Genomic DNA, 17,612 nt, shown 5'->3' with positions numbered 1-17,612 from the left:
ACGATTGTTTTTAGTAGAAAAAGAAGAAATTAGCGGCTACCAGTGTAATTAACGCTCCAATCATAGGGATAGCAGTTCTTTTTACCACATCAAAAGGTGATACATTTCCCATACTAGAGGCAACGACAATAACTGCAGTAATCGGCGATATGGCGCGCGCTGCACTTGCGGCAAAATGCATAGGTAGCAGCATAACCACTGGTGCAACGGACATTTTAGCAGCAACAGTCGGAGTTAAAGCGGCAAATGCAAAAAATGGCGCATTACCCGAACCCATAATCACAGAGGATACAGCAATAATACCAATCATCACAAGAATCATACCGACGGCACCAAATCCTGAGCTTTGGGCAGAGGCTATAATGGCATCAATGGTCCCCATGGTCATAAGACCTTTAGCAAAGGTTTCCCCAGCTACAATCAATGTAATAACATTAGCCATTTGCATGCCAAGACCATCAAAGAAAGATTGTATATCTGCAAATACTTTTTTTCCATCCCGATGACGAATGTATTCAAAAATCATACCAATCATTACACCAAGAAACATAGCTTTGATGATATCCATCTTGATCCAAGTAATCCACAAACTGCTGAATATTAAAATTAAAATCAAAGGAAGAGCTGGTAAGATGGCATAAATCATCGGTGGCATTGTATCATCTTTTTCACTAGCAGCGAGTTCTGCTGTTTGAACAATATGACCATCACGTTTATCCATCCATTTTTGTGTAAAGTAATGAAGTACGGCAACCACTGGTATAACAACGGCTGCAATCGGAATTTGATACTGAGTCCAGTAAATAACCGGGTCAATCCCAGCAGTGACAGCCGATAAAATAGTACCTGTATCACTTGGACTCCAGTCAAGGCAAAGAGTGGTCGCAATAACAGCCGTTGCCGATAAGCGGCTAACACCTAGACTAATCAAGACAGGGAATATAGTAACCATCAGTAGCATAGCAAGTCCTGAAGCACTATTAATACATAGTCCTAGCAGCATACCGACCACCCATGCAGCTGACATTACGATATAAGGAGAGCGAAGGGCCATCAGAGGTCTGATTGTCAAGCTAACCAGAGCCTTACTCGCACCGATATGGTCCATATAGCGAGCAAAACCGCCTACTGCCATGATATTAAGACCAAGTCCAGCAGCACGGGAACTGAAGGTCTGTTTAATAAATTCAAATGCATCAAAAAGAACTAAGCCCGTACTATCTTTCACAGGAAGAATTTTTCCAAGTCCAAGCGCTACGGCTGTAAACATAAGAATCAAACCAGCTAGAAATAAAACAGGTTGTGGTTTGTATTTTTTTACAATGAGATAACCTAACCAAAAAGTGACAATGATTGAAATGATAATACCCAAGTACGTTACCTCCTTTTATTAAACGCGAGATATCTTTAAACGAACCTTTTTATTCCTCCCTTCCTTAGTTGTCATGCACCATAAATTCATCTAGAATCATCATAATTCCTCCTAGATTTTCTAGATGCAGATCAATTATTTTTAATGACCACCTTATTATTCATTCATTTACAAAGGGAGGCTTTCCCTCACATCATGAACTAGCCTATTCTTTCCGAAATGCAGACCAATTCTCAGCTATTTCTAAAATAAAGCAAACTAATGCCACAGTACGAGGAACAGCTGTTTTTAGATCAACAGATTCATGATCTGTATGTTCATCATAGTTTTCAACACCTAATGCATCAATTGTAGGAATATATTTGGCAGCCCGATTACCATCTGTCAGTCCACCAGATACCCACTCCACAATATCAGCATTATATTCACGTTTTACAACCTGTCTAAAAAGATCAACAAGTTTTTGTGCTTGTGGTGTTTTTTCCATTGGGCCGGTCTTAATTCCGCCTGTTATAGTCACTTTTGTACCAGGAACCACAGTTTGATTGACTAGATCTTTAATCTCACGGTCAAGACGTTCTTGTTCGGCAATGCTAAAGCAACGAACATTCACTTTGGCGAAAGCATCTTTGGGAATAGAATTGATTTTTTGATTAGTCGAGCCAATAACGCCAACATTAATGGTATTTTCAGGAGTGAACTGACCATGATCCTGAATGCCTTGTTCTTTCAGGCTATCGCGCGTAAACTTGCTCGGATCAGAGGGTAATGGGCTGGCCATTTTATATAATAGACTAATTTGATTACCAAGTTCCATAATGGCATTTGCTGACGTTTGCGATGCATTGCCATGATGTCCTGCAATTCCTTCTACTTGAATTTCATAATTAGCACTGCCTTTACGCTGGGTTACAATGCCCCAATTAGGACGGGCTGTATCCATAATAATGCATAGATCGACTTGTTGGGCAAGTTCTGCTACAATAGCTTCTGCTGTTGGAGACCCCCCTTCTTCTTCACCGCTATAATATAAAACAATTTCTTTAAAATTTTGAAAATTCAATTCCTTTAAAGCCTGCATTGAATAAATCGTTTGTACCACGGTAGCTTTATCATCACCCACACCAGGTCCATAGGCCATCATATTTTCATCCATTCGAAATGGCCGTCTTTGGGCTTCACCCTTTTCAAAAACAGTGTCAATATGAGCAATGAGTAATAATCGCAAATCCCCAGTTCCTTGAAAACGAACAATTGTATGAGTAGACCGTGAATTTTTTCGATACTCGACCTTAGCACCCAGTGCTTCAAATTTCCCCCCAACTAATTGTGCAACAGCATCTGTTCCTTCTGCATCACCATTACCAGAATCAATATTGGTCATCTCTTCTAGGTCTTTAATGAAATTAGGCAAATAACTAGTAACAATCTCTTTTACTTTCCCACTTTCAAGCATACGCATTTCCTCCTAGTATTGTCGTATTAACCACTTTATTTTAACTAAAAATATGTATATTGTATACTCCCTTTAATAAAAAAATAAATTTTCATTATTTTTTCCGACTTCACTATATAAAAAAATCCAGACCAACGAGACCTTTCATAGCAAGGCTGATTAGCTGGATTTAGTGTTTATTTATCTAGTTATGATCAATCAACTCAATCGATTCTTATTCTTTTTTATTCAGCATAATGTCTAAAATAATTTTATCAGCCTCAATCGATCCCTCGTTACCAATTCGGCAGAGATTATCAATGGAATAGGCTGCATCTTTTTCAATAATTCCTTCTGTCTCTTGGATACCAAACCCATGAATTGCCATAAGGGCTGATTGCACTGCAGCATTTGTACAGGTAGAAACTTTCATGGCGCAACCAGCTTTCGCTCCATCACATAGCATACCTGTGACATTTCCCAGCATATTTTGAATGGCTTTGCGCACTTCGCCTTTACCCCCGCCTAGAAGATAGGTAATACCACAACTAGCGCCCGTCCCAGATACAGTAGCACCACATAAGGCTGATAAACGACCAAACTTAGATTTAATATAGATCGTAATTAAATGACTGAGTGCAGTCGCACGGATAATTTGTTCCGAGGAAGATTGTAATCGTTCCCCCACAGCAACCACTGGCAGAGTCGCTGAAATTCCTTGGTTACCACTTCCCGAATTGCTCATAACGGGTAAGGAAGAACCAGCCATTCTGGCGTCAGAAGCAGCAGCAGTCAACGCCATGGCATGAGTCGCTAAATCATCACCAAAAATCCCTTTACTTATATAGGCCTTAATTGTTTTTCCCACTTGCAGCCCATAGGAGTTCTGTAAACCATCGTCGGAAATTCGCTTGTTTAATTCGATGCTTTGTTTCACAAGACCTAAGTCTTCCATATCAACAGTATGAATAAATTCCCAAATAGTATCAATATCTAAAAACTCTCGGCCCTCTTCTCTATGTCCATCCTCAGTAGTTTCATGATCTCCTGTTCTGACAATCCGGCCATCTGCTTCAACGAGGGCAACACGAGTATGCTCATCTGCCACAATCACTTTAGCACTTGATCCAGGTGTTTGAATGCAAACTTCAATATATAATTTTTTACTTGTATCAGCAACATGAACCGTAACCATTCCTTGCTCGATCATAAATTCGGCTTTAGTAATATCCTCTGGCGTCAAACCTGCTAGTACTTCAAGATTTTTATCAGCATCACCAGCTACAATCCCTAATGCAACGGCCATCGCTACACCACAGCTTTGAGTCCCCGGTATAGCAACGGCCATAGCATTTTTTAACACATTACCGCTGGCATATACTTGTACCGCAGTAATTGTAGACTCTCGTAAATTTTGTTTCGCAAGCGCCCCAGCATAGGCAACAGCAATTGGTTCAGTACACCCCAATGCAACGATTAATTCTTCGGATAATACATCTAAAAATTCTTTTTTATCCATCTTCGCTATCCCCTTTATGTCCTACTTATTTTAGTAAAAATATGTTCTTTACTACTTGCTGAACTTTCTGCAAACCACATTTACTAATTAAGATGCCACTTTCACCAACAATTAGAACTGTCAATTCACTATAAGCTATCTTTCTCGCAAATTCAATAAATTTGCTCATCTTTGACATTCTCTTGCCCCAAAAAACAATATCCTAAGTAAATAAAAAACCTCGTCTTTCAGTTCACAGACTGTCAGACGAGGTCTATTTTTGCTATTTTTCTTGGCAACATGCAGAATCTACAAGTTTACAATCCGTCATTTTTTCTTTCTCTTTTATATTTTTAAAATTTAGACTTTGCTCTAACATACCTGTTGTTAAGTAAACACCAAAAAATACGAGTAATCCACCAATTCCCTGTGCGCCAGTGACTTTTTCTCCTAAGATACCACTGATAATCGCCGTAAATACAGGGATCAAATTTAAAAATACACCAGCCTTACTCACTCCAATCCTCTGAACCGATAGATTCCAAAAAACAAAGGAACCGACAGAGGGAAATAACACCATATAAAGAATACCGATAATGGCTAAATCCCCAATTTTCTCAGTATGAATCCCTTGGCTATATGCAAATGGAGCCATTAATAGTACAGCGATTGCTGTGGATATAGCTGTAGCTGTAATGGGTGGCGTAGCGATTTTGCGCGCTATCAGTGTATATAAGGTCCATATGATGACTGCCCCCACCATCAATAAATCTCCTCGATTAAACTGTAATTGTAATAAACGTTCTATTTCACCATTGGTTAATACGACTAAAGCACCAATGAGAGAAACCAGCAATCCCATGGTCTGCAAGATGGAAATACGTTCACGGTACAAAATAATAGAGGAAATAACGAGGACGCCAGGATTGAGTGCGCTCACCAAAGCAGCATTCGTTGGTGTTGTGTATCCTAAAGCCGAATAAAGAAAAATATTATACCCAACAACCCCTAATACTCCCATACAGAACAGTAAAAACCAATCTTTTTTTGCTTCCTTCCATATGGGTTTTTCAATATAGTGAGCAATAGGAAATAAGAAAAACAAGGCTAATGTCCACCGCGAAAAAGTAATCCACAGAGGCGTTACTTCTACAATCACATACTTTCCAAAAACATAATTGCCTGCCCAAAATAGATTACAAATCACTAATAAAAACCAAGTCCAGTATTTTGACATCTGCTTTCAACTCCTTACTATGACACTTTCTATGAGTTCTTTTCATATAATAAAAAAGAGCCCAAGGATAGTTAGTCCTTGAGCTCCATTGCTTTTCACACTTATTGATTACTATATCATATTCCTACTGGTTTGTCACATATTATTCCAGTTCAACGGTGACTTGAACGTTGGCTCCTACGGTTACTTTTCCAGCTTGTATATTCGGTACACCCCCGTCCATACTAGCTGCTTTGAATAATCGGCTTTCCATCATAACTGGATGATACGATACGCCAGATTCATTTACAAGTGTGACCCTAGCAACTCTTTTATTAAGGGTAGCGGCAATGATTTCTGCCTTTTTTAAAGCATCAGCAATAGCATCTTTTAGTGCTTCATTCTTACTCTCTGTTTCATTTGCAGTCTCAAAACGAATAGAGTTGATCTCATTCGCACCTGCATTTGTCACTTCATTCACTAGAATTCCGACTTTATCAATGGAAGTACGAATTTCTAGGCCATTGGTTACACGATACCCTTCCAACTTAGGTAAACGATCTTTTTCATAATTGTAAATGGGATCAACTTGATATGTATTGGTTTTTATTTGTTCATTTGTAATTCCTTGATCATTCAAGCTTGCAAAAACACGATTTACGATTTGAGTATTTTCATTCTTCGCTTTTTCTAAATTAGCGTTCACTGAGGTCATGGAAATATTAATACGGGCCACATCAGGAGTCACTTCTTTTTGACTATTTCCACTCACCTGTACCACTGTTTTAGGAGCCTCATTGGCGAAGGCCGGAACGACTAATAATAAACTCATTGCCAATACTAGAATAATTTTTTTAAACATTTTCATTTACCTCCAAGTAATTTATTTTTGAATTAACATTTTTGATTGGTCATTCATTATACTAAACGTCATGCAAGGGAAAAGGTAACGGGTCATGCAATTATTTTTTACTATTTATTGTTTTTTCGATTTCAATTAGAGATTCTGCAATTTTTTTTAATTCTTCTGATGTTTTCTTCCCTTCAACAGTGATATCATATTTATTCACTTGTATCGTTACGCTATTTATACCATCCTTTGTTTTACGCGTAAGAACTCCACTCTTTACCTTACTCTCATCAGATACTCTTTGTGTAATAAGAATTTCATCATGATCATCATGATTACCTAGATAATAGATTTGCTTTATATCTCCACTCGTATGATCTCTTGTAATCGACTGTGCAACTTGATGAGGTAGAACCATCATCATCATTTTACTTTCTGGTTCAACGTTTTTTTCTTCTTGTAAAGAATTAATTGATGTTTTCGCCATGGACACACTTTTTCTCATAACCAGTTCCTTAGGCCTTTCTTCTTGGAGCATGGCAACTTGCTTTTCCTCTATTTTGGGTGATTCAGGCACATTTATAATTTCTGCAAGAACTTTAGAAGCCGTAGTACCAGAATTTTTTTCATTCATTATAGGCATCGTTACTTTTGTACGATCCGCCTCATGAACCTCTTGCACCTGTTGGGGAAGGGTTATTTTCTTTGGTTCGGTACTCATAAGATTATTGGGTTGATCAACGACAGCTACCATTTTTTGTGTATCTACATGTTCATCAACGTTTTCAGCGATCTGCTGATCCCCTGATTTGGGCAATAAAAATTGAGTTGCCCCAACAATAAGTACCACTGCTGCAGCTCCTGCAAGACCATCATATAACCAACGCTTCCATTTTGTTTGTTTCTTTCTTTGTTTCTTCGTTTGAAATTCATTTGCTAGTTTGTCAACCACTTCATCAATCAAAGCTTTTGGCAACTCTTCTTGTCCATAAGACTGCTTAGCTAAAGCTGCTACGTCAATTAATGCTTTTATTTCCTCATCGTCAACAATAGGATATTGACCAGCATTCAAATGATCTAAGCATTGAGAGAGTTCTTCTGATTTATTAAAATTTTCATTTTTTATCATCTGCTGCACCTCCTCATCTCACAATGCCTATATCCAGACACATCTTATGTAGATTTTTCAAAGCCCGCTGTTGAAGCATTTTAATGGCAGACTCCGTCTTGTTCATCTGCATGGCAACATCTCGAATTGATAAACCTAAAATAACCCTTAACTTTACTGCTTGACGTTGTTCTTCAGGTAAATTTTCAACTAAATTAGCCATTTGTTCTTGCCCTTCAATACGAAGGATATATTCTTCTGGATTTTCCCCTTTATCAAAAATAGATTCCTGATATTCAGCAATATTGCTAGTCTGGAGTGTGCGCCCTTTTTTACGCCAAAAATCCGTCACTAAATTAATTGCAATGCGTCCTAAATAACTTTTAAATGAAACATCCCGCACTTCATATTGGGGTAATGAGCGAAATGCCTTCAAAAAAGTTTCTTGGGTTAGTTCCTTTGCATCATCTTCATGACCAACTTTGCTATAAATAAATCTGTAAATCGGTTGCCAATAACATGAAACCAAAGTATTGAGTGCTTCCCGATCTCCATCCTTTGCTTTTGTAATCAGTATATGTTCATCAGTCACCGTCACTGGCACCACCTTCTATCAGAAAAACATCTGACATTATTCATAACGCTATAAATTAAAAAAAGTAACGGGACGATCGTAATTTAATCTGTAACTGATCTCAGCTGCATTTTAAATGCTATTCTTATTAACACTCTATTGTCCATTAAATAAAGAAATCCTGCAAAGTATGACTACATTGCAGGATTTCTTACCATAATTGATTATCTCCCATTATGATCGAACAAATTCATATTCTATTTTTATACTGATTGACTATACCTGATTTGCTTTGATTAAAACCAGCAATAAGGAGATTGGTAACATCATATTAAAGTAATTTTACATACTTTCAGACATTTTAGCTGCTATATAATCTTTAATATGATCTTTGATTTCGTTGAATTGAGGCGTATCTGGTAACGCTTTTATTAGTCCATCAACATATCCTTCATTAACTAGTTGAGCCAGTGTCCATTGATAATTAATATCATAAATCCATCCTAGACGTATAAGTCTTTTATCCGCCATTGTCTTTATCTCAGAGTACGGAAGGACTCTACCTTCTTTGAGCAATTCTATTAAAATAGGAGAGTAATCGTGCTCTGCCACGATGGGCGGTAAAATTCTAAAGATATCTAGTTTGTCAGCATCTTTAATGATGCCTGTAAACAACATTTTATCAGGGCTCGTACTAGGAGTTGTCATTTTGTTGTGATACTTGATAGAAAATAAAATATTTTCCCGTGATTTGATATCCAGTGTATCAAGTATGCCTGTTTCTTCTAGTCTTACTACACCTCGATCACCGTGATCAAAGGAAAGTGAATCATTAAAAGTCTTTAAATGAGCTTGCTCACTTCGGGCAATATCGTGAAAAAGTCCAATTAACTCTGCCACATTAATTTTTTTCAATGGTAAACCGATATGCTCAGCTAAGTCCCGTGCGTTTTTGGCAACTCTAATACTATGATTTTCTTTTAACTCGACCATCCTCATAATGTCAGGATCAGAAGAGTAAAAATTGCTATAGTAATGATGGAACCACTGATAATATTCTGTAAGATTTAACATATTCCTACTCCTTATATAGGTTAATACTATAAGAAAAGACTTGGCGTGTGGCAAGTCCTCAGACGAAGGGAGAAGTCTTAGTCTGAAGACTTGGAACCCTAGAAAGTATTATACTTTCTGATTACTTGAAAAAACTGATATGAAAATTCTTTCATATCAGCTTTTTCATAGTATTATTATTTCCCAAACTCTTTATAAAATCAAGACAAATTCAAACGCTACTATTTTCACTTCTTTTAAAGAATTTTAGAGACTTGCCAAGCTGGCTTATTGCTGAATTCTAATTCAGTCTTTATTTTAATCAATACCACTTATTGATTGAATTGCCACTAAAGCTTCTTCAAGTTCTTTTCTCACAAATACAGAAGTTTCTTGGGTAAGGCATTCCTGCAAAACTTGATAAGCTTGTTGACTTCCAATCCTCCCCAAAGCCCACGCAGCATAACCACGTACTAACCCTTCTTGATTTTTCATGGCAACTGTCAAATCAGGGATGAACTCTGGATCGCCTAAATTACCAAGTGCAATGGCAGCATTACGTTGCAGGTATTTTCTGTCTTTTATATAGTTGTACATCAAAGGATATATTCTTCTCTGATAAAAATCATCCGTCATATTCAGCATTTTAGCAAGACTAAACTCTTTCTCCGCATTTAGTAAATACTCATCATCTGGCAGTTTCCCTTTTACCCTTGCCTGATTACGAGGGCATACCTCTTGACAAATATCACAACCATATACCTTAGTACCCATTTTTTCACGCATTTCAGGTTGGATATAACTACCGGCCATACCATCTTGCGTAAAATTAGTATTAAAGGTGATACAACGAGTTGGATTTATTTTATGTGGCTCATAGATAGCCCCAGTAGGACAAGCTTTCATACAGGCTGAACATCCGTCTGGGCATCCCACCTCAACAGTAGGTTGATCATATTCAAGTTCTTGATCGACTATGAAGGATGTTAAAAAAATAAAAGACCCAATGCCATCAGCATAAACAAAATTATTTCTACCATAATTGACAATACCGGCTTTTGCTGCAACCAGCCTTTCAGGCAAAATAATATTTTCCCCCACTTTACAGCCAATTTTACTCAAGAATTCTCGCATTAATTGCTTACGTGCACCATTAGTATGTTCAGGTGGCGCATTATAAGCTCTTGCCTGGTAAACTCGTCCCATGACATCTGTAAATTTCTTGGGAAAACTCTTTTGTGAATAATCATAAACCATAGTAATGATTGATTTCGCTGAAGGCATTACTGAGCGAGGTTCTGCAGATACTAAGGGACGATTGGGTGAATTGATATAAAAAGCATACATTTCATTTCGGTTCGTTAACTCATCGATATACTCAGGAAAACTATCAGCTGGAATAATTCCAACTTTACTATACCCAATATCTAAGGCAAATTCTTTAATTTGTGATGTAAGTGACATATTTCATTTCTCCTTATTAAGCAGGCATATAAGTGCATATACACTTATATGCCTAAAAATTTTTGATTCATTCTTTATAAAAGAACATCACTGCTGATTCTATGATCATTAAGTGAGCCAAAGCGGCACCTTGACTCACTGCTTATAGGCATAGCCTCTGCAAACTTTATTGTTCTAAGGCTTCCAATTTCGCCAGTAGCTTAACCAATACAGTCAGATCTTCTTCACCAAGGTACTCTTTCATTGCAACCTGTGCTTCCTCCCAAAATACTAAGGCTTTCTCTATCGCTACTTTCCCTCCTTCAGATAACATGACTTCTTTAACCCGTGGGTCTTTTCCTGGATTAATGGTTATTAAACCTACATCGACTAATGGCTTCAAATTCCGATTTAAAGTCGTACGATCAATTCGCATGGCTTTTGCTAGTTCGCTAATTCCAATCGGTTCAAGCCGTTTTACATGTCGTAATAGAGATAGTTGAGTAATTTTAAGACCACTTGGTTCTAACATTTTATCATAAAACTGAGTTGTCGCCCGCGAGGCTCTCCGAATATTTAGACAGTTACACGGGCTAGAAGGTTTGAGAACGTATTCTGTAATGTGTTCCATGTTTAGCCACAACCTTTTTTCATATATGAAAATACATACTTATAGGTGCATATACACTTACCATCTTTATAGTAACAATAAACCTTAATCTTGTCAAGAGTTGCTCTTGGTGGGGACTCTCCCCCACCAAGATAAAAGTTGGAGGTTTCACCCTAACATGCTGTCAATCCTCCATCAACTGTCCAGACAGCACCATTTACAAAGGAGGCCTCATCAGAAGCTAAAAAACAAATCACTTTTGCAATTTCTTCTGGTCTGGCAATACGTCCAATTGGGTATATGGATGCCATTTCTCTGAGATATTGTTCTTTATCCACCACATCCAGCAGTTGTTTCTCTACCATAGGTGTATACACGTCACCAGGGCATACACAGTTGGCACGAATACCATCATGAATACTTTCCAGAGCCAAGGCTTTAGTGAAAATTGTGACTGCCCCTTTAGAAGCACAATAGGTTGTAGCCAAGGAATTTCCATTAATACCCGCATCAGAAGAAATATTTACAATCGCCCCGCCACCAGCTTGCCGTAGATAAGGTAAGGCATATTTACAAATAAAATAAGTCCCCTTTATATTAATATTCATGACCTGATCAAATTCTTCTTCCGTGACTTCACCAATTGATTTTTCTATATAAATGCCCGCAGAATTGACCACAATATTTAAATGACCAAATCGACTGACGGCCTGTTCAACTACTTCTTGGCATTGATTAACCGACCTGATATCCCCTTGTATGAAACATACGTTATCACCATAGTTCCCTAATTCTTCTAAAACCCCTTGCCCTTTTTTTATCTGACTGCCGACTAAAACAACTTTAGCGCCCTGAGCTAACAATTGCTTTCCCGTCTCTAGGCCAATACCTGATGTACCACCAATCACGAGGGCTACTTTGTCTTTAAAATGATCATTTTTCATATCGTATCTCCCAAATTTATAAGTGTTTTCACTATCCCATTCTTGGGTAGATAAAAATATAGCAGTTTTTTCTTAAAATTCAATTCCTTTTTGCGCTTTTATGCCTTTTTTATAAGGATGTTTTATTTCTTTCATTTCAGTCACCAAATCAGCGATCTCAATAATTTCAGGTCTTACATCTCGTCCAGTCAGCACAAGATGTAGAGAGGAAGGTTTTATCTTGATTAATTCCAAAACGGCATCCAAGGATACGATCCCAAATTTTATTGCATAATTAATTTCATCCAAAATAATCATATCCCAATTACCTGATGTCATTTCGCAACCTGCGGCTTGCAGAGCTTCCGCAGCTGCATTTTGATGCTGGATTTTTTCATCTTCACTACAATTTTTTACAAAACCTTCCCCCATCTGGCGGATAACAAAATCAGGTCCCATACGTTCTGCAGCTTGTAATTCTCCATATTTCCAATTGCCTTTTATAAATTGCAGAACTAATACTTTAAAACCTTGCCCCCAAGCCCTCATGCCCATACCTAATGCTGCTGTTGTTTTTCCTTTTCCATTTCCTGTATTCACAAGAATCAAACCTTGTCTTTCTGCCATCGTGATCATCCTCTCGAATTCTTTCGTCACTATAGTTTCTCACGACTTCCTATTGCTTAGCAAGAATATTTTACTCGTTAATGTTATACATATACGTCTACTAGTTACGAATAAAGCCTCTATACTTTTTTCACTAACACAAAATCTACTTTTTTCAACGTTGGGACATTACGGAAGAAACTCATATAATCTTGATTGTAACAAATCACTTTCAGTCTTTTACCTTCATTAATAATTGTACTTATAATATCGATAAAACTATTCACAACTTTACCATTCAATACATCACTATGAATAAAATTAAAAACAATTTCCAAAGGGTTTACCAATAACATCTTTTGTACCACTGCCATTAGTTCACTAAAATCTGCACACGCAAATTCACCTCTGACCGTAAAAGAAAAACAACCATCTTTATTTTCAAACATAAAGGGTAAATCATTTACATTATCTTCTTTCCCTACAATTAAGTCACAACTCTCCTGATTTCGCTTTTCCCCACATTCAAATACAGACTTAGCCGATAAGATAGGACAACTCTCTACACCAATGACCTGCTTTAGCACGGCAAGAATTTTTTCTTCTGTAATCGGTTTTAAAATATAACCTTTTGCACCATGATCTAATGCTTCCATCACCTTATATTGTTGCCCCAGTGCACTGACCATAATAACCTTTGCATTTTCATCATAATCCTTAATTCGCGCTAGGGCTTCAATTCCATCTGTCCCAGGCATAGTAATATCCATTGTCACGACATCAGGTCTATATCTTTGGTACATTTCAATTGCCTGTTCACCATTGATAGCTTCATCGACTACAATATGCCCCGCTTTTTCAACAATCTTAGCGATCATTTTCCTCATGATTAAAGCATCATCTACAATTAATACACGTGCCATTTTTATCCTTCCTCTCTACCAAATATTTTATGCAGCAGTCCGTAAGGGTAATACAAAAGAAAACTCTGTTCCCATACCGACTTGACTTGTTACTCGTATTTCTCCCCCGATCTTTTCCACTTCTTTACGAATCGCATAAAGGCCAACTCCACGCCCTGATATATCATCTACACATGTGGCACTGGAAAAACCATCGACAAAAATAAGGGTACGGGCTTCTTCATCAGATAATACTAAAGCAGCTTGCTGATCAATTATATTTTTTTCTACTGCCAACTTTTTGATTTTTTCAACGTCGATTCCACGACCATCATCGATTACACGAACAGTAATATCTTCGCTACTTTCAATAATTTCACAGCGAATACTACCTGCCTCCTCTTTACCAACGTCCAAACGCTCATCGGCCGTTTCCAAACCATGGACCACTGCATTACGAAAAACATGAACTAAAGTTTGAGCAAACTTATGGTAGATCTCTGGATTTACTAAACGATCTCCGCCTATAATTGCAAACTTTTCAATTTCTTTATTATAGCGCTTCCCTAGCTCTGCCACATACTCAGGATAGGCCTGCAATAAATCACGAAGAGGCTTATAATGTAAGGTTGCTAATTCTAATACTACATCGTGTTTTTCAAGAGAATCAGGCAATGCTTGAACCTTTTCTTTAATCCTGCTCATCCGTACTGTTTCAATACTCATCCTATCTTTTTGCAGAAAAAAATCATGACCTAATATTTCTTGTAAAATTTCTAATTCATGGCTAAGCCAACTATATAATTTTTCTCCTGGATAGAAGGCAAAACACTCCAATAATTCACTGACTTGAGTTTTTTCTTCATCACGTAAGCGTGCTAATACGTCTTCTAGTTCATGCAATTCTTTAACAATATACTGCATACCCAATTGACCAAAAGTGCCTTTCCACGTATGAACCATCGTAAACAATGTGCTGATTTTTTTTAAAGCAGAGCATTCCCATTCTAAAATTTTTGCTACTTCTTTATGACAAAAAGCAGTATATCCCTCTACTGCATCTGAGAAATCATTATATTGAGTCACAACCTTTACAATCATTGATAAAGTTTCTTTTTCATCTTGAATCTGTTCTTCCATGACTTTTTCTTTCGTGATATCAGTTAGAATCAACATGATCTCGCGAGGATTTTCCTTAATTGGATTATTTATAAATTTATAATTAATCTGTATGTAAGCCTCATCGACTATTATTTCTTGGGGTAATAAGGAAATATAAGTGTCTCGCAAAAAATCATCCTCAACTGAAAGAATTTTCGTCAATAAACTTGATACAAAAGCTTGTTGTTTTTTATCGTGAGGATATAATAACTCTGAAATATTCTCTCCAGCAATCTCTCTATTGAAGATCATGACACACTCTGCACTATACTCATCAGCCACAATTAAATTTTTACCAAATGATACAAATCCCTGCCCTGCATGATCCAGTAAATTACGTATTTTAGCTATCATTTCAGTTAATTGATTTGTCTGATTTTCCAATTCATTTTGTACAATCATTTGTTGTGCATAGGCCGTCTCTAATTCTGCATTCTGAGATTGAATTTTTTCTTGTGATTGTTGCAAATTTGCAACCATACTCTGCAATTGTATTTCATTTAACTTTATATGATGAGCCATCCAATTCATATTACGCATTAACTCAACCATTTCATTTTCATCTTCACGATCACTTGACTCATTAGGAACAGGCAAAAACACATCATAACACCCATCTTTTACAGCAAGACAAAAAGTTCTTATTTTTTCTAATTGCTTACCTAAAAACCAATATCTAACCAATCCTGAGCTAAATAGTCCCAGAAATATCGTCGCCATCAATGCTAAGGCTATTCCATTCTGAAATTCATCATGTTTTGCCAAACCTGACTTTACACCAAGCCAAAAAACAATCATTAACGGTATCGTACCAAAAATTAGGCAAATCACTGATAAGCGCTTCTTAATTGTCATTCTTATGCTCCCTTATTATTCCGCTTTTTAAATGATAATAGTTATCATTATCATTTTCTTTACTAGTATTACAAATAATTAACTATCTGTCAACCAAAAACGTCCGCCTGTATATAAAAGTATTTGAAAATAAGAGCCACTAGCACTGTATAATGATCGGTTTATATCCTCTCATTTAGAAAGTATCACAATAAAAGAGAGGATCTTTCCAATTTAATGGAATTATCCTCTCTTTAGGCAAATCGCAATCTTCACACTTATAATTGGAAACGTGTACTCGTCGCCTGAAGTTCTTGAGCAATATGAGCCATTTTCTTACTTGCATCAGCAATTTCAATCATCGCTGCCGTTTGCTCTTGTGTTGCGGCAGATACTGTTTGACTTTCACTTGCAGTCACTTTGCTAATGCCTGAAATCTCCATCATCGCTGCATTAACATTATGACTATCAGCTACCATACGCTCCACAATCTTTGAAATATTCCTGGTTTCATTGGATGCTTCTCCGACAAAATCAGCAATCTGTTGAAAAACTACCCCTGCCTCGTTCACTACAGCAATTCCATTTACAACTTCTTTACTTCCATTCTCCATCACTTGAACTGCAGAATCAATTTGAATTTGATTTTCTTTAATCATCAAGGAAATCTGCTTTGCAGCTGCTCCTGATTGCTCTGCAAGTTTACGAACTTCTTCTGCTACAACAGCAAATCCTTTCCCTTGTTCACCCGCTCTAGCAGCTTCAATAGCCGCATTAAGAGCCAGCAAGTTGGTCTGTCCTGCAATTTGACTAATAATCCCTACAGTTTCACCAATACTGCGTCCACTTTGAGCAAGATTATCGATAGCAGACTTAACCTGCTTAGTTCCTTCACCAATGCTTTGCATTTGCCCGCTGACGCGTTCAACCCCTCTTACACCTCGATGAGTCGCTTCCGTCATATTATGACTGATCGCCATAGCCCGCCCCACATTTTCTGCAGTCTCACTCAGTTGGCTAACAATTGTTTCAACAGCACCACTGCCTCGATTGACTACACTCGTTTGCCCTTCAGCTCCGTCTGCTACTTGCTGAATGGAATGTGCCACCAGTTGCGATGCTTGAGCTGACTGATCAGCACTCGCACTAAGTTGTTGGGCCGATGCTGCCATATGCACAGCCGAGTCAATAATTTGACCGATTAATAAACGAAGATTTACACACATCTCGTTAAAGCTTTTTTCTAATTGACCAAGCTCATCATGAGCATAAACGACTGTGCAATCCTTACAGCCAGTCAAGTCACCTCCCGCTATACTTTGAGCTTTCGCGACCATAGATCGCAATAATTTAGTTATCATCCTGGCTATGATCCAGCTGACCCATAAACCCAGAATCAATGACAATACGATAATGATCAACTGTATCTTCAGCGAGCGACTATATCTTTCACCTACACTGCTCTTTAGTGTCCCCGCTTGCTTGGAAGATTCATCAGCTAACTGGCGAAGACCAGCGGCAATTTTCTCATAAACTGGTTGCAATTGTCCCATCTGTGCTAACGCTTCATCCCGTTTCCCCTGCTGAGCAAGAGCGATAACCATTGCTCTTTTGTCTTGTACTATTTTAAGATTTTCTTGTACTTGTTTAACCCATCCCTCTTCATCTTTTGTTAGATCTCCAAGAGATTGAATTTTGTTTAATAAATCCTTAAAAGTTTGATCTCTTTTTGCTAGGCTATCTAAAAAAGTTTTTCGACTCGCTTCATCAGAAGAATTAATGGCTTTAAACATATCACCTTCAGCTGCTCGGTTATGCTGACGCAATTCATTAACCCATTCAATCATATAAAGATGCTCAAAAACTTGATCAATATCCCCTTTCGTCGCCTGATTAAAGGAAAAATTGATAAAACCGTTAACAATGATCGCCATAAGTAAAAATACAGTGATTGCTTGAATTTTTTTACCAACACCAAGATTTTGAATAATATTCATAAAAATTGTCCCCCTTCAAAATGAGTGGTT

General features: G+C 37.5%; 16 protein-coding genes. All 16 read right to left on the bottom strand.

All coding sequences use genetic code 11. The features are described from left to right. Positions 1-10: 10 nt before the first annotated feature. Entirely contained in the window at positions 11-1,372 is a 1,362-nt protein-coding gene (gene dcuC / locus ACAN52_RS09680) for a C4-dicarboxylate transporter DcuC (protein WP_378954513.1), read from the bottom strand. Positions 1,373-1,577: 205 nt separating this feature from the next. Next, positions 1,578-2,828 carry a M20/M25/M40 family metallo-hydrolase gene (locus ACAN52_RS09675; RefSeq protein ID WP_378954512.1) on the bottom strand — a complete coding sequence of 417 codons (1,251 nt, stop codon included), beginning with the start codon at positions 2,826-2,828 and terminating at the stop codon, positions 1,578-1,580. Positions 2,829-3,042: 214 nt separating this feature from the next. Continuing rightward, entirely contained in the window at positions 3,043-4,326 is a 1,284-nt protein-coding gene (locus tag ACAN52_RS09670; protein WP_378954511.1) for a serine dehydratase subunit alpha family protein, read from the bottom strand. 25 nt (positions 4,327-4,351) lie between these two features. Continuing rightward, positions 4,352-4,495 (bottom strand): hypothetical protein, encoded by a 144-nt coding sequence (locus tag ACAN52_RS09665; RefSeq protein WP_378954510.1) that lies wholly within the window; start codon positions 4,493-4,495, stop codon positions 4,352-4,354. Between the two features lie 93 nt (positions 4,496-4,588). Beyond that, positions 4,589-5,542, bottom strand: coding sequence for a DMT family transporter (locus tag ACAN52_RS09660; protein ID WP_378954509.1), 954 nt, complete (start codon positions 5,540-5,542; stop codon positions 4,589-4,591). Positions 5,543-5,684: 142 nt separating this feature from the next. Then, positions 5,685-6,383 carry an SIMPL domain-containing protein gene (locus ACAN52_RS09655; RefSeq protein ID WP_378954508.1) on the bottom strand — a complete coding sequence of 233 codons (699 nt, stop codon included), beginning with the start codon at positions 6,381-6,383 and terminating at the stop codon, positions 5,685-5,687. A gap of 100 nt (positions 6,384-6,483) precedes the next feature. Next, positions 6,484-7,500, bottom strand: coding sequence for a hypothetical protein (locus tag ACAN52_RS09650; protein ID WP_378954507.1), 1,017 nt, complete (start codon positions 7,498-7,500; stop codon positions 6,484-6,486). Between the two features lie 13 nt (positions 7,501-7,513). Beyond that, on the bottom strand, positions 7,514-8,077 hold the full coding sequence (locus ACAN52_RS09645; RefSeq protein ID WP_378954506.1) for an RNA polymerase sigma factor: 564 nt from the start codon (positions 8,075-8,077) through the stop codon (positions 7,514-7,516). 318 nt (positions 8,078-8,395) lie between these two features. Further along, positions 8,396-9,127, bottom strand: a complete 732-nt coding sequence (locus ACAN52_RS09640) for an HD domain-containing protein (protein WP_378954505.1) — start codon at positions 9,125-9,127, stop codon at positions 8,396-8,398. A 297-nt stretch (positions 9,128-9,424) separates the two neighbouring features. Continuing rightward, entirely contained in the window at positions 9,425-10,570 is a 1,146-nt protein-coding gene (locus ACAN52_RS09635; RefSeq protein ID WP_378954504.1) for an epoxyqueuosine reductase, read from the bottom strand. A gap of 166 nt (positions 10,571-10,736) precedes the next feature. Continuing rightward, complete coding sequence (locus ACAN52_RS09630) at positions 10,737-11,180, bottom strand: MarR family winged helix-turn-helix transcriptional regulator (protein WP_378954503.1); 444 nt, start codon at positions 11,178-11,180, stop codon at positions 10,737-10,739. Between the two features lie 152 nt (positions 11,181-11,332). After that, positions 11,333-12,103: an SDR family NAD(P)-dependent oxidoreductase gene (locus tag ACAN52_RS09625; protein ID WP_378954502.1), complete on the bottom strand. Its 771-nt coding sequence runs from the start codon at positions 12,101-12,103 to the stop codon at positions 11,333-11,335. Positions 12,104-12,175: 72 nt separating this feature from the next. After that, the gene (cobO, locus tag ACAN52_RS09620) at positions 12,176-12,718 is read right to left on the bottom strand and encodes a cob(I)yrinic acid a,c-diamide adenosyltransferase (RefSeq protein WP_378954731.1); all 543 of its coding nucleotides are present in this window, start codon (positions 12,716-12,718) and stop codon (positions 12,176-12,178) included. 110 nt (positions 12,719-12,828) lie between these two features. Then, positions 12,829-13,611 (bottom strand): response regulator, encoded by a 783-nt coding sequence (locus ACAN52_RS09615; RefSeq protein ID WP_378954500.1) that lies wholly within the window; start codon positions 13,609-13,611, stop codon positions 12,829-12,831. 27 nt (positions 13,612-13,638) lie between these two features. Further along, positions 13,639-15,606, bottom strand: a complete 1,968-nt coding sequence (locus ACAN52_RS09610; protein WP_378954498.1) for an ATP-binding protein — start codon at positions 15,604-15,606, stop codon at positions 13,639-13,641. Between the two features lie 257 nt (positions 15,607-15,863). After that, complete coding sequence (locus tag ACAN52_RS09605; protein WP_378954497.1) at positions 15,864-17,582, bottom strand: methyl-accepting chemotaxis protein; 1,719 nt, start codon at positions 17,580-17,582, stop codon at positions 15,864-15,866. Positions 17,583-17,612 lie beyond the last annotated feature (30 nt).

Source organism: Pelosinus sp. sgz500959 (assembly GCF_042610375.1).
Classification (GTDB): domain Bacteria; phylum Bacillota; class Negativicutes; order DSM-13327; family DSM-13327; genus CTSoil-075.
The sequence above is the reverse complement of the archived record's forward strand: the minus strand, read 5'-3'. Positions and strand labels throughout refer to the sequence as shown.